This is a genomic window from Nonomuraea sp. NPDC003560, assembly GCF_042878785.1.
In the GTDB taxonomy this organism is placed as follows: domain Bacteria; phylum Actinomycetota; class Actinomycetes; order Streptosporangiales; family Streptosporangiaceae; genus Nonomuraea.
Map to the genome: position 1 here is coordinate 246,383 of NZ_JBIAOF010000010.1, position 13,200 is coordinate 259,582.

General features: G+C 75.1%; 8 protein-coding genes. 2 read left to right on the forward strand and 6 right to left on the reverse strand.

Going from position 1 to position 13,200, the window contains the following annotated elements; genetic code table 11:
- Positions 1 to 11: 11 nt before the first annotated feature.
- Genes ACFYUV_RS34710 through ACFYUV_RS34725 form a run of 4 tightly spaced genes read right to left on the reverse strand, consistent with a single transcriptional unit; the run spans position 12 to position 9,046 of the window.
- Positions 12 to 251, reverse strand: coding sequence for an acyl carrier protein (locus ACFYUV_RS34710; protein ID WP_387676183.1), 240 nt, complete (start codon positions 249 to 251; stop codon positions 12 to 14).
- A complete protein-coding gene (locus ACFYUV_RS34715) occupies positions 248 to 1,690 on the reverse strand; it encodes an amino acid adenylation domain-containing protein (protein WP_387676186.1) in 1,443 nt (480 codons plus the stop codon). The genes ACFYUV_RS34710 and ACFYUV_RS34715 overlap by 4 nt, the downstream gene beginning before the upstream one ends.
- Complete coding sequence (locus ACFYUV_RS34720) at positions 1,687 to 5,391, reverse strand: type I polyketide synthase (RefSeq protein ID WP_387676189.1); 3,705 nt, start codon at positions 5,389 to 5,391, stop codon at positions 1,687 to 1,689. The genes ACFYUV_RS34715 and ACFYUV_RS34720 overlap by 4 nt, the downstream gene beginning before the upstream one ends.
- A complete protein-coding gene (locus ACFYUV_RS34725) occupies positions 5,384 to 9,046 on the reverse strand; it encodes an amino acid adenylation domain-containing protein (protein ID WP_387676192.1) in 3,663 nt (1,220 codons plus the stop codon). Before ACFYUV_RS34725 ends, ACFYUV_RS34720 begins: the two co-directional genes overlap by 8 nt.
- A gap of 246 nt (positions 9,047 to 9,292) precedes the next feature.
- Between ACFYUV_RS34725 and ACFYUV_RS34730 the strand changes: the two genes are divergently transcribed.
- Together ACFYUV_RS34730 and ACFYUV_RS34735 are read left to right on the forward strand one after the other, a co-directional pair.
- On the forward strand, positions 9,293 to 9,979 hold the full coding sequence (locus ACFYUV_RS34730) for a hypothetical protein (protein WP_387676195.1): 687 nt from the start codon (positions 9,293 to 9,295) through the stop codon (positions 9,977 to 9,979).
- Between the two features lie 204 nt (positions 9,980 to 10,183).
- Complete coding sequence (locus tag ACFYUV_RS34735; protein ID WP_387676197.1) at positions 10,184 to 11,449, forward strand: valine--pyruvate transaminase; 1,266 nt, start codon at positions 10,184 to 10,186, stop codon at positions 11,447 to 11,449.
- A gap of 71 nt (positions 11,450 to 11,520) precedes the next feature.
- Here the strand turns inward: ACFYUV_RS34735 and ACFYUV_RS34740 are convergent, their stop codons facing one another.
- Both ACFYUV_RS34740 and ACFYUV_RS34745 read right to left on the reverse strand, forming a co-directional pair.
- Entirely contained in the window at positions 11,521 to 12,459 is a 939-nt protein-coding gene (locus ACFYUV_RS34740; protein WP_387676200.1) for a hypothetical protein, read from the reverse strand.
- A gap of 109 nt (positions 12,460 to 12,568) precedes the next feature.
- Positions 12,569 to 13,168 carry a GNAT family N-acetyltransferase gene (locus tag ACFYUV_RS34745; protein ID WP_387676203.1) on the reverse strand — a complete coding sequence of 200 codons (600 nt, stop codon included), beginning with the start codon at positions 13,166 to 13,168 and terminating at the stop codon, positions 12,569 to 12,571.
- Between the last annotated feature and the right edge of the window lie 32 nt (positions 13,169 to 13,200).

Below are 13,200 nucleotides of genomic sequence, written 5' to 3' on the forward strand. Positions count from 1 at the left end.
CGCCCGTATCCCTAACCCCGGCCCGCGCCCGGCGGGCCGGCGACGAGGGCGGTCAGGGCCTCGGGCGTCGGATGGTCCTGGACGGCGGACACCGGAAGACGGACGCCGCACACCTCCTCGACCCGCTGGACGATGCGGGTGGCCGCCAGCGAGTGACCGCCGAGGTCGAAGAAGTCGGATCGGGGGCCGACGTCGTCCACCATGAGGACCTCACGCCAGATCTCCACCATGCCGGTCAGGGGGATGGTCATCGCCCGCTCCTCTTCTGCTCCTGCGCCAGCCGGCGCCGCACGCCGGGCCGGTCGATCTTGCCGTTGGGCGTCAACGGGATCCTCGGGCCGGGCACGACCCGGGTGGGGATGGCGCTCTCCGGCAGGTCCGCCGACATGAAGCGCCGCAGTTCCCCCACGGTGGGGCACGGCCCGGACACCACGACGAGCGCGCCGAGGGCCCGCGTGTCGCCGACGGTGGCGACGGCCGCCTGTCGGACGCGCGGATGGCGCAGCAACGCGGCCTCGATCTCGGCGGCCTCGACGCGTACGCCGCGCACCTGGAGCTGGCCGTCGTCCATCCGCCCCTGGAACTCCAGCTCGCCGCGGGCGTTCGCGGCGGCCAGGTCGCCCGTCCGGTACCAGCGGCCGGGAAGGCCGGGCAGGGTGACGAAGCGGCGGGCGGTCTCCTCGGGCCTGCGATGGTAGCCGAGCGCGAGCACCGTGCCGCCGATGTGGACCTCCCCGGTGCTCCCGGCTCGCACGGGCCGTCCCCGCGGGTCAACCAGGACGACGCGGGCGCCGTCGATCGGCCGGCCGATGGGCGGCAGGCCGGAGTCCGGCACCCGTCCGACGGGGTGCCAGGTGGCGCAGACGGTCGCCTCGGCGGGCCCGTAGTGGTTGACCAGGTTCCAGCCCCGGGGGAGCCGGCGCAGGCGCAGCGCGTCACCGCCGGTGAGCATCGTGCGCCAGGGGATGTCGTCGTCGGCGTCCAGCTCGACGATCATCTCGGCGAGCGGCGTGGGGGCGAACAGGATGTCGATCGCCCGCTCGCGGCCGAACTCGACCAGCCCCACGGGCGAGACCCGCACCTCGTCGGGGGCCACCACGAGCGTGCCCCCGGCGCACAGGCAGGGCCAGATCTCCCACACGGCCGCGTCGAATCCCAGGCCGGCGGTGTGCAGCTGGCGGGTGCGCGGGCCCGTCCGGTAGGTGCGGTGGTGCCAGGAGACCAGGTTGGCGAGGCTCTCGTGGCCGACCAGGACCCCCTTGGGCGTCCCGGTGGTCCCCGAGGTGTGCACGATGTAGGCGGCCCGGGCCCAGGCCCGCCGGAACTCCGTCCCGCCCCGGTCGAGCTCACCGGGCGTGCGGCCGGAGCGGCCGGACACCAGGATCGTGCCCGGCCCCATCTGGTCGAGCAGGGCCCGTTGCCGCCGCCGGGGGAGCGCCGCGTCCATGGGCGCGTACGGGCGGCCGGACAACATGGCCGCCAGCGCGGCGACCACGAAGTCGCGCCCCCGCGGCAGGCGCACGCAGACCGGCGCGCCCGGCGGTCCTGCCCGATCCAGGGCCGCGGCGCCGCTGACGGCGCGTCTGAGCAGCTCGCCGTACGTGAGGCCGCCGCGGTCGTCCTCGATCGCGACGCGGCCGGGATGGGCGGCGGCGATCCGCGACACCATGTCGGGCACGGTCACGTTCATGGGCGGCTCACCTCTCGGGTGGTCGGGGGCAGGACGTCCTGCACGGCGTGGGCGATCGCGGCGGCTCCCTCGTCGGTCAGCACGCTCCAGTGGTCCCCGGGGATCGGCCGCACCCGTACTCCGGCCGGGTACAGGGACGAGAGTCGCCGTTCCAGCCACCGGCAGCGGCGCGGCGAGGCGCCGGCCCGCAGGACGATCGCCGGGCAGGGCACCGGGCGGGGGCGGTGGAGGAGGAGCGCGCGCAGGTTGCGGCGGTAGACCCCCGCGAGGTCGAAACCGTCGCCGGACGCCTCGACGAGCCCGGCGATGCGCCGCCCGGCCTCGGTGGCGGCTCCGGTGGCGGTCCCGGTGGCGGCTCCGCCGGGGCTGCGGCGGGCACGGCGCAGGTGGCGCAGGTGGCTCAGCGCGTCGGCCAGGTGGCGGGGGTGGGCGCCCACGGGGATGCCGGGTCCTGGTGGCGGATGCCCGTCCACGCAGATCAGGAGGGCGACCGGGTCGCCGTCCCCGGTCAGTTGCCTGGCCATCTCGTGGGCCACGACCGCCCCCATCGACCAGCCGAGCAGGACGACGGGCCGCCCGTCCGGCCGTACCCGCCGGAGCTGTCGTACGTGGCCGGCGGCCAGGGCCTCGACCGTGCCGGGGTGTCGGGTCCCGGCGACGAGCCCGGGGGTGTCGAAGGCGAGGCAGGTCCGGCCGGTCAGGGCGCCGGCCAGCGGCCGGTAGGCGAGCGAGCTGCCCGACGCGGGCGGCACCAGGAAGATCGGGTCGGGCGACGGGCCCCGGGCGAGGAGCGTGGGCTCGGCGTCCGGCCCGTCGCCGGCGGAGGGCCGGTCGGCGAGGTCGAGCAGATGCCCGAAGGTGCGGCGTTCGGCGAGGTCGAGCAGGTGGCCGAAGGTGGGGCGGTCGGCGAGGACGCCGACCGGGATCTCGGCCCCCAGCCGTTCCCGCGCGGCGGCGGCCAGCCGGACCAGGCCCAGGGACTCGCCGCCCAGCCGGTAGAAGTCGTCCTCGGGGGACACCGCGTCCACGCCGAGCGCGTCCCGCCACAGGTCCTCCAAAGACGTGCGGGAGGCGTCCGGCCGGTCGTGGGAGGTCGGGGGCGGCGGGAGGACGGCGGCGTCGTCCGGCGTGACCGGGTCGAACGGCGGAGCCGGGAGCGGGCGTCGTCGCCAGGCCCCGGCGTCGTCCCGGTCGGGGTGGTCTTGGTCGGGGTCGTCCCCGGTGGGGGCGTCCTGGTCGGGGGCGTCCACGTCCGGCCAGTTCACGGGGGTGCCGTGGGCCCACAGGTAGCCCAGCGCGTCCAGCACGCCGGTCCTGTCCGTGCCGTGGCGGCCGGGGAGGGCGACGGCCGCGAGATCGGCGTTCCAGAACGGATGGCGCCGCAGGGAGGCCGTCGTCGCGGTCCCCGCGCCCAGCTCGGCGAACAGCTCGGCCGGGCCGGACAGCAGCTTGCCCGCGCAGGCGCGCATCCGGACGGTGCCGCACAGCTGCGCCACCCAGTAGCCGGGATCGGCCGCGGTCCCCGCGTCCAGGGGCTCGCCGGTGAGGCCGGACAGCACGGTGAAGTCGAGGCCGCCCCGCACGGGCGTCCTGGCGACGGCCCGCGACAGCGCGTCGGCGGCCGCGCGCATGGACGGGGAATGGAAGGCGTGGCCCGTCCGCAGCGGCGCGTGGGCCACTCCAGCCGCCGCCAGCTCCGCGCGCAGCCGCTCGACGCGTTCGCGCGGGCCGGCCAGGACCGTACGGCCGACGTCCTCGACCGCCACCGACAGGCTGGTGTCCCGCCCGAACCCGGGCACCGCCTCCGCCACCCGGTCGAGCGGCAGATCGACGGCCAGCATCCGGCCGGGCGGGCAGGCGCGCATCGCGGTCGCGCGCTCCGCCACCAGCACCAGGGCGTCCTCGAACGTCCACAGCCCGGCGGCGGCCACCGCGGTGTACTCGCCCAGGCTGGCGCCCAGCGCGGCGACCGGCCGCAGGCCCCAGTCCATGAGCTGGCGCGCGATCCCGTAGCCGAGCACGAACAGGTTCACCTGCTGGACGAGCGTGTCGTCGCCGTCCCGGTCCAGGACGTCCGGGTCGAGCCCGAGCCGCTTCGCGAGGACGGACCGGGCGCGCGCGCCGGCCTCCCGCACGGCAGGCAGGCAGGCCCGCAGCGCCTCGGCGGCGCCGCCGGCCCGCGGACCGCCCTGGCCGGGAAACAGCAGCGCGACCCGGCCGGCGTCCCGCGCCCGCAGCGGAGTGGTCTCCCTGGCCAGCTCGCGGGCGGCCGCCTCCGGCGTCTCGGCCACCACCGCCCGCCGCAGGGGCAGTTCGCGGCGGCCGAGGCTCAGCGTGCGGGCGGCGTCCGGCAACGAGGGGGCGTCGGCGGCGCCGAGCCGGTCGGCGAGGTCCTTGCGGTAGGCGGACAGGGATGGCCCGCTGTGCGCCGACAGGCACAGCACCCGCGGCCCAGGACGGGGCGGGCCCGCCGTCAGCGCCGGCGGCGAGGCGAGCACGACGTGGACGTTGGTCCCGCCCATGCCGAGCGAGCTCACCCCGGCCAGCGCGGGGCCGGGCCACGGCCGCCGCTCCGTCGCGACGTGGAAGGGACCGCCGTCCAGGCCCAGGTCCGGGTTGGGGCGCTCGAAGTGCACGCTCGGGACGATCTCCTCGTGCCGGAGCATCAGCGCGGTCTTGATGAGGCCCGCGACGCCGCTCGCCGCGCCCGCGTGCCCGATGTTGCCCTTGACCGAGCCGAGGCCGCAGAACCCGGTCCGCCCGGTGTGCGCGCGGAACGCCTGGGTCAGGGCCGCCACCTCGACGGGGTCGCCGAGCCGGGTCCCGGTGCCGTGCGCCTCGACGTAGGACACCTCGGCCGGATCGACGCCCGCCGCGTCGAGGGCGCGCGCCGTCACGTCCCGCTGCCCCTGCACGGACGGAGCGGTGAAGCCCACCTTGCGGGCGCCGTCGTTGTTGACCGCCGACCCGCGGACGACCGCGACGATCTCGTGCCGCTCGCGCAGGGCGTCCGCCAGCCGCCTCAGCACCACGACGCCCACGCCGTCGGCGGGCACGGTGCCGCGGGCCCCGGCGTCGAAGGGCCGGCAGTAGCCGTCGGGCGAGAGCACGTCGCCCTCGGCGTGCCGGTAGCCGCCCTCCGGATGGACGCCGATGCGCACGCCCCCGGCCAGCGCCACGTCGCACTCGCCGTCACGCAGGCTCCGGCACGCCAGGTGCACGGCCAGCAGCGAGGTCGAGCAGGCCGACTGCACCGTGATCGCGGGTCCGCGCAGGCCGAGTTTGTAGGCGACCCGGGTGGCCAGCATGTCCTTGTCCCAGGCGGTCTCCGGAGCGCCGTCCTTGACCAGGGGAGGGTCGCAGCCGCCGAAGACGCCGATCGCGCCGTCGAAGCGGGCCGGGTCGAGGGCGGCGTCGTCGAGCGCGAGCGAGGCCGTCTCCAGGAACACCCGCTGCTGCGGATCCACGGACGCGGCCTCGGCCCGGCTGTAGCCGAAGTAGCGCCAGTCGAACAGGGCCGCGCCCGGCATGACGCCGTACGCCGCGACGAACCCCTCGCCGGACGGGTCCGCGCCGCCGCGCGGGCTCGGGCGGCGCTCGATCGTGTCGGCGCCGGTGCGCAGGTTGTGCCAGAACTGCCGCACGTCAGCCGCGCCGGGGAAGCGGCAGGCCATGCCCACGATGGCGATCAGGTCAGGCATGCCCGCCTCCTTCGACGGCCGCCGCCACGCCGTCCGCGGCCAGGCGGGCGGCGAGGGAGCGCACGGTCGGGCAGGCGAAGAACACCGTCACGGGCACCTCGGCGCCGAGCTCGTCCTCCAGCCGCACCTGGACGCGGGTGAGCAGGCCGGAGTCGCCGCCGGCCTCGAAGAAGTTGTCGTCCACGCCGATCCGCGGCCGGCGCAACACCTCGCGCCACACGCCCAGGACGTGCTCCTCCAGCGCCGCCGTCGGCCCGCCCGGGCGGCCGGCGCCTCCCGCGTCCGCCCGCGGCGGGGCGGCCGCCGGCGGGCCGCCGGGCCTCAGAGGAGTGGCCCGGCCCCGGGCGAGGTCGTCCAGGGCCGCGGCGACGAGCCGCGCCAGGCGGGCCGCGTCGCCTTCGTCCAGCAGGCCGCCACGGCAGGTGATCGTCCCGTCCAGGCCGCCGTCGGCGTCCGCCCAGGCCGTGATCATGACGGGGTGGGCGGCGTGCGGCCGGGTCTCCGGGAAGCGCATCCTGGTCAACGGGCGCCCGCCCAGCTCGGCCGGCTCGCCGGCGTCGCCGGTCTCGAAGGCGAGCAGGACCTCGCAGAACGGGGCCGCGTCCAGCCGCCGGGCCGGTCGCAGCCGGGCCACGACCCGCTCGTAGGGCACGCGCTGGTCGTCGACGGCTTCGGCGATCTGGTCGCGCAGGACGGCGATCAGCTCGTCCGGCGTGCCGGCCGGCCCGGTGCGGGAACGCAGGACCACCAGGTTGACGCACGGCCCGACGGCCTGGGCGAGCGCGGGGTCGGCCCGGTTCTCGGCGGGCACGCCGAAGGTGACGTCGTCGCGCCCGGTCCAGCGGTGCAGAGCGGCGGCCACGGCACCGGCCACCACCGTGAACGGGGTGGCCCGCAGCCGCCGCCCGGCGGCGCGCAGTTCCTCACCCCGCACCGGCGGCAGCGGAACCGTGACGGGCTCCTCGCCGGGATGTGCGGACGGCCGCAGGATCGTGCTCGGCGCGCCGGCCAGACGCCGTTCGGCACGGGCGAGCGCGGCCTCGTCGTCCCCGGCGAGTTCGGCCGCCGCGACGTCGCGGAACTGCGGCCCCTCCCACGGCGGCGGTGCGCCGCCCGCCAGCGCGGCCGCGTAGCAGCGGCCGAGGTCGCGCATGAGGACGCGCACCGAGCCCCCGTCGGTGACCAGGTGGTGCTGGCGCAGCACCAGCACGTCGTCCCCGGCGGTGGGTCGCAGGACGGCCAGGTGCAGCAGCCGTCCCGCGGCCGGGTCCAGAGCGGGAGCCCCGGCCACCCACCGCGCGACGTCGTCCGCGGACACCTCCCGCGCCCGGATCTCCCGCACGTCCACGTCCGGTTGCCAGGGTTCGCCGACGAGCTGGCGCAGCCCGTGCTCGCCGGAGCGGAAGCGGGTGCGGAGGACCTCGTGCCGCCCGGTCAGCTCGGCCGCGGCCCGGCGCAGCGCGCCGTCGTCCAGCCGCCCGGCCGCCCGCCAGGCGACGGTTTCCTGGTAGGAGCCGGGCAGCAGGCGGTCGGCCAGGTGGATCTGCCGCTGGGTGGCCGAGGCCGGCGCCTCGTCCGCGCCCGTCTTGCGCAGGTCGGCGGCGTTCTCGGCGAGCGCCTCGACGTCGAGCTTGCCGTTGACGGTCAGGGGCAGGCCGGGCACGGTGGCGTAGGCGTGCGGGATCATGTACGGCGGCAGCCGTTCGGCCAGGTGGCGGGCCAGCTCGTCGGGCGTCGGCGGCGCGTCCGAGAGCACCAGGTAGGCCGCGATCCTGCCCTCGGAGCCGCCCTCCAGCAGCACGGCCGCGTCGCCGACGCCGGGATGCTCGCGGAGCCTGGCGGCGATCTCGCCCGGTTCGATCCGGTAGCCGTGCCACTGGAACTGGTCGTCCATGCGGCGCAGGTAGAGCAGGCCGCCGTCGGGGCCGCGGCGGGCCAGGTCGCCGGTCCGCAGGAGCACGTCCGCGCCGAACGCGTCCCGCACGAACCGTTCCCGGTCGAGCTCCGGCCGGCGCAGGTACCCCGCGGCGACGCCCGCTCCGCCGAGCCACATCTCGCCGGTCGCGCCCTCCGGGACGAGCCGCCGTCCCGTACGCGGGTCCACCAGGTGCACGCTGGTGTGCGGGAGGGGGTGGCCGATCGGGCTGACGTCCCGTTCGCAGTCCTCGGCGGTCACCTCGTGGGCCGTGGCGTGGATGGTGGCCTCGGTGATCCCGTACAGGTTGACCAGCCGGACGCCCTGATGGCGGCGGCGCCAGGCGCGCAACCGGGGCGGGTCCAGCCGCTCGCCGCCGAACAGCACGTACCTCAGGTCCGGCAGCGGCTTGGGGGCGGCGTCGTCCACGGCGACCAGCCGGGCGAAGGCCGACGGCGTCTGGTTGAGGACGGTGACGCGCTCGCGCAGCAGCGTCTCGCGCAGCGCCCAGGGGTTCTGGACGTCCCCGTCCGGCATGACGACCAGCCGGCCGCCGGTGGCCAGGCAGCAGAAGATCTCCCAGACCGACATGTCGAAGGCGCAGGAGTGGAACTGCGCCCATACGTCGCGCGGTGAGAAGTCGAAGGGGAATTGCGGGCCCGAGATCCGGGACACCACGTTGGCATGGGTGACCAGGACGCCCTTCGGCCGCCCCGTCGTGCCCGAGGTGTACAGGCAGTAGGCGGGCGACGACCCCGGGTGCTCAGGCAGCGGGCCGTCGCCGGACGGCCCGGCCGCCGCTGGGAGGGCGTCGAGCGTGACGGCGCTGTTCCCGCCGGACGGGGTCTCCTCGACCAGGAGCCGGCTGCGGCTGTCCTGGAGGATGAACGAGGCCCGGGATTCGGGATGGCGGGGATCGATCGGGACGTACCAGGCGCCCGCCAGGAGCGTGCCGAGGATGGCCTCCACGGTGGCGGGAGCTGGCGGCAGCCTGAGCGCGACGGGATCTCCCGGCCGGACCCCCGCTGCGGTCAGACCGCCCGCGATCCGGGTGGCCCGCCGCCACAGCTCGCCGTACGTGACGCGCTCGCCGTCCCCGACGATCGCCACCGCGTCCGGCCGAGCCTCGGCCTGTGCCCGGACGAGGTCGTGGACGGTCGCGCCGGACGCCGCCCGCGCCGCCGGGGCCGGATCCGGGCGGTTCACGAGGTCGAGGTCGCCCAGCCGCCGGTCCGGCGATCCGGCCACCGTGTCCAGCAGCGCGCCCAGGTGGCCGGTCAGCTGTCCGACGCGTTCCGTGGCCGGGCGGGGGCCGGACACGCCCAGCCAGGCCCGTGGCCGTCCGTCCTCCAGGGCCAGGCGCACGTGCAGCGGGCCCGATGCGGTCCGGCCGGGGCCGGTCGTCCGTACGGTGAGGGTGTCGGGCGGCGGGGAGAGGGCGGGGCACTCCGACACCTCCCGGCACAGCCGGGAGAACGGGACGTCCACCCCGACCCGCACCTCGACCGTCCGGGGCGGGCCGTCGCCGGGGCGGTGCAGGGCGAGCCGCACGCCGCCGTCCGCGCCGTACAGGGACAGCAGGGCGGCGAGGCCCGCCACGAGGAGGACCGCCGGCTCCCGCGCCGCGTCCGGCGGAACGGGGATCGGCCGTTCCACGGTCGTCTCATGCGGTCCCGGCGAGGCGTCGCCGCCCACTTCTGCCAGGAACGCCTCGATCCCTTCCTGCGGTCGTCGTGTCACTGGGAGCTCCCGTTCGACTGGTCAGGTGGTCGCGTGAGCGTCTGCTCGCGTGATCGCGCCGGCTTGCTCGTCCGATCGCCTGCTCGCGGGAATCCGCGGGCCGGGCGCCGCCCCTACCCGGCCCGCCACGGGGGCACACGGCGACCGCCGCGCACGTCAGAGCCCTGTCACAGCACGATCAGCCGCATGTCAGGCCGGGTTGGCAGGAGGGAGGCGGACGCACGTCCCATCGACGAGGGGAGAACCATGTACACCGACTTCGAGCAGACCCCCCTGGCCGGCCAGGCCGTACGGCGGCTGCGGCAGATGCGGGACGACAACCCCGTCCGCAACCGGTTCCTCGAACGCATGGACGCCGGGACGCTCACGATGGACCACGTCAGGCAGCTCGTGGGCGTGACCCACAAGTGCCACCCCGCCGAGATCACGGCGTTCGCCACGCTGATCGCCCGCGACCCGCACCCGCTCGCGGTCGAGTTCTTCGACGGCATGCTCGGCCTGATCCACCGTGCCCGGCCCAAACTGCGCAAGGTGATGGCCGCCCTGGACCTCGACGAGGAACGCCTGCACCGCTGGCCGGCCGACCCCGCCGCCTATCAGGTGGCCGGGACGTGGGGCTGGCTAGGCTTCCTCGGTACCCAGGCCGACGCCGCGCTCGCCCTGTACTGGGACATGGTCCGCTACTTCCCCGACAGCGACGAGATGCTCGCCCGCCTGTCCAAGACCGGGCTCGACGTGCCGGAGGAGTTCGTCGTCTACTACGGCGGCGGGCAGTCCGACGAGCTCGAACGGCAGGCGCTGGCGGTGGCCGAGCACGGCCTGCGGCGCGGCCAGAGCGCGGACGACGCCGTGTTCGCCGCCCGCCTGATGGAGGAGAGCATCGGCGAGTACTGGGCCGCCGCGGCCGCCGACCCGTACGAGCCCCGGCCCTGATCCCGGCGATCCCTTCTCGCAGGCGCGGCTCTCCGCCCCGCGACCTGGATCTTGGTGCAGGACGCCCGGCGGCGCGCTCCGCCCGTGCCGGCGCACGTCGTCACCGTCTTGTGCGGCGACGACTAATGAGGTGGACTCGCTTGATCACGACAAACCGCGGGTGTGTGCCGGCGGCGGGCCAGATCCGAGAAGGGACACGCAAGAATGAAGTTATCGCGGAGCGGCCAGAAGATGTCTGACATGTCGGGCCTGCGGAGCATCATGGAGGACGTCGCGACCTCCACCGCCTCGGGCGCGTCCGACTGGCTGAACCTGAGCATCGGCAACCCCGCCCAGATCAAGGAGGTCATCGACGCCTGGAGGGACCTGACCGCGACCGTCGTGGCAGAGGACTTCGCCGCGACCAGCAGCCGCTACGGGCCCTCGCGCGGCATGCCCACCCTGGTCGAGGAGATCGTCACCTCCTTCAACGCCCGGTACGGCTGGGGCATCACGGCCGACAACGTCGTGGTGGGACCGGGCAGCCAGATGCTCTTCTTCATCGCCACCGCGCTGTTCTCCGGCCAGACCGCCGACGGCTCGTTCCAGCGCGTGGTCCTGCCCATGACCCCCGACTACGCCGGCTACCTGGGCCTGTCCACGGACCCCGACGGCGTGACCGGCATCGCCCCCGAGATCGAGCTGACCGGCGACAGGTCCTTCCGCTACGCCTTCGACTTCGAGGCGGTGGAACGATGTCCCGAGGTCGGCATGCTCCTGCTGTCCAGCCCCAGCAACCCGACCGGCCGCAGCATCGACGGCGACGAGCTCGCCCGGCTGGTCGGCCTGGCCCGGCGCCACGACGTGCCGCTGATCGTCGACCACGCCTACGGCGCCCCCTTCCCCCGCGTCGCCGCCTCCCGGGTGGCCCCGCAGTGGGACGACCACCTGATCAACTGCTTCACCCTGTCCAAGGCGGGCATGCCCGCCGAACGCGTCGGATTCGCGATCGGGCCGTCCCGGTACATCCGGGCGATGGTGTCGTTCATGGCCAACTCCGTCCTGCACGCGCCGCAGCTCATGCAGCGGGTGGCGGCCAGGGCGCTGTCGTCGGGGCTGCTGGACCGGCTCGCCGCCACGGTGATCAACCCGTTCTACCGAGCCCGCCGCCTGTACGCCGAGCGCCTGCTGGCCGACCTCCTGCCCGAGTCCGTCACCTGGCGGCTGCACGCCGGAGAGGGCGGCATGTTCTGCTGGTTGTGGATCGATCACGACTGGTTCGACGACATGGCCCTGTACCGGCTGTTGAAGACCAAGAAGGTCTTCGTCGTCCCCGGCCGCCACTTCTTCGCGACCCCGGCGTCGGACGCCACGGCCGCGTCCCACGCCAGGCGGTGCTTCCGGATCAGCCTCACCGCCGACGAACACGTGATCGCCGAGGGCGTCGGAAGGATCGCCGAGGGCCTCCTGGAGCTGCGCCGCGGCTCCTGAAGGCCCGCGCCGCCCGGACCTGCCGCCTCCCATGAGCCCAGGCCCGGCGCGGCCCCGCCGCCGTGACGCCGCTACGGCAAGGCGGGCACGGCCGGCGGGTTGTCGGTCCAGCCCGTCTCGATCATGGTGTCGGTCGTGGCCTCGTTGAGGGACAGCTTGCCGCTGATCGCGGTCGTCCGGGTCCTGGACAGCAGAAGCATCGTGCCGGTGTCCACGATCAGGCCGGTCTGCTCCTTGATCGTCAGTCCGTTCTTCTGCACGACCTTCGGGTGGTCGATCGACAGCGCCGCGCCGGCTCTGCCCATGCCGTCCTTGGACTGTCCCTGCGAACGGACGGCGGGCATCGTCTGCAGGACCTGGTAGGCCGCGGCGCGGACGTTCTTGGGCGCCGGAAGCTGATGGAGCATCTCCGGCAGCGCCCCGGTGACGAACTGGTCCACGTCGTCCTGCTTGACCCGTGAGACCCGCGCGGCCTCGGAGAGCCAGGACTTCAAGCCGGCCGGGTCCGCGGGCAGTCGCTGGACCTCGTCGTACGTCAGCCACTGCCCGGCCAGGAAGAACTTGTCGTTCCTGCCGCGTACGGGCCCGACGTGCCCCTTGTCCGGCTCGGTCGACAGCTTCACGACCTGGCCGTCGGCCGTGCGGGTCCACTTGGACGGCGAACCGTCGCGACGCCACGCCTTCCGGTCCGCCGCGCTCTTCGGGTACGCCCCCGCGTTCCGGTACCCGAGCCACGCCTTGCCGTCAGGTGCCGTCCATTCCTCGGTGAGCGCCTGCTCCACCACCCAGTAGCGATTCGCGCCGCCGCCCATCTGGCGGGGACCGGTGCGCTGGGTCAGCACCCGCGTATGCCAGTAGGCGCCTTCCGCCGGAGCCGACGCGGCGGCCGCGAGCTGTGTCTGCGATGCCTCCGCCACGCTCGGCAGGCCCAGCAGGGCGGCGACGCCCACGGCGGCCAGGCCGGTGCCGACGGCGATCAGCGGCCGGACCCGTGCGGTCGCGAGCTTCATGTCTTTCCTCCAGAGGTCGGGAAGTGCTGTCCCCACCCCATACGCGTGAGCGCCGCACAAGGTTGCCTGCGACACCCGCGCCGGATTCCGTTCGGCTTCGACCGGGCCCTCAGCTCTCGGGGTCGCGCAGGCCGACGCAGTCGAAGGCCCAGAAGGGCTCCGAGTAGACGAACGTGCCCGTCATCCACGGCTCGTGAGCGGACAACCGGGCGACCTGGAACGCGGCTTCAGGGATGCGCAGCGACGGCGAACGGAAGCCCGCCGCGCAGGCACCCTCGAAGCCGCGCGTGCCGTAGTAACGCGGCGAACCCTCCAGGAACACCAACGGCACCCCCTGGCTGTCGGCCGCGTCGAGGGCGTACGCGATGAGCCGGGTGCCGATCCCCTGACGCTGGAACTCCGGGAGCACGCCCAGCGGCGACAGGGACAGGACGTCCACGATCCGGCGCGGAGCGTCCAACCGGGTCGCGCTCAGCAGGACATGTCCGACAACCCGGTCGTCAACGGTGGCGACGAAGGACATCGGCGCCAGCGCGGCCTCCGCAACGCGAAGCGCCTCCACGAGCCCGGGAACCCGTTCGCCGTCACCGAAGGCGCGCGTGTGAACCTCCCGCACATCCCGCTGATCGTCAGCGGTCTCTCGCCGGATCACCAGCCCGGCACCATCGGGAGCGGTCCGGAAGCCTTCGGACGCATCGCATGACGTCATGGCCGCGACGGTAGAGCACGGGACGGCTCCTG

What these genes read in the sequence shown, in the direction of transcription:
- ACFYUV_RS34710 (WP_387676183.1), bottom strand. Translation starts at nt 251, where the DNA reads ATGACCATCCCCCTGACCGGCATGGTGGAGATCTGGCGTGAGGTCCTC.
- ACFYUV_RS34715 (WP_387676186.1), bottom strand. Translation starts at nt 1,690, where the DNA reads ATGAACGTGACCGTGCCCGACATGGTGTCGCGGATCGCCGCCGCCCAT.
- ACFYUV_RS34720 (WP_387676189.1), bottom strand. Translation starts at nt 5,391, where the DNA reads ATGCCTGACCTGATCGCCATCGTGGGCATGGCCTGCCGCTTCCCCGGC.
- ACFYUV_RS34730 (WP_387676195.1), top strand. Translation starts at nt 9,293, where the DNA reads ATGTACACCGACTTCGAGCAGACCCCCCTGGCCGGCCAGGCCGTACGG.
- ACFYUV_RS34735 (WP_387676197.1), top strand. Translation starts at nt 10,184, where the DNA reads ATGAAGTTATCGCGGAGCGGCCAGAAGATGTCTGACATGTCGGGCCTG.
- ACFYUV_RS34740 (WP_387676200.1), bottom strand. Translation starts at nt 12,459, where the DNA reads ATGAAGCTCGCGACCGCACGGGTCCGGCCGCTGATCGCCGTCGGCACC.
- ACFYUV_RS34745 (WP_387676203.1), bottom strand. Translation starts at nt 13,168, where the DNA reads ATGACGTCATGCGATGCGTCCGAAGGCTTCCGGACCGCTCCCGATGGT.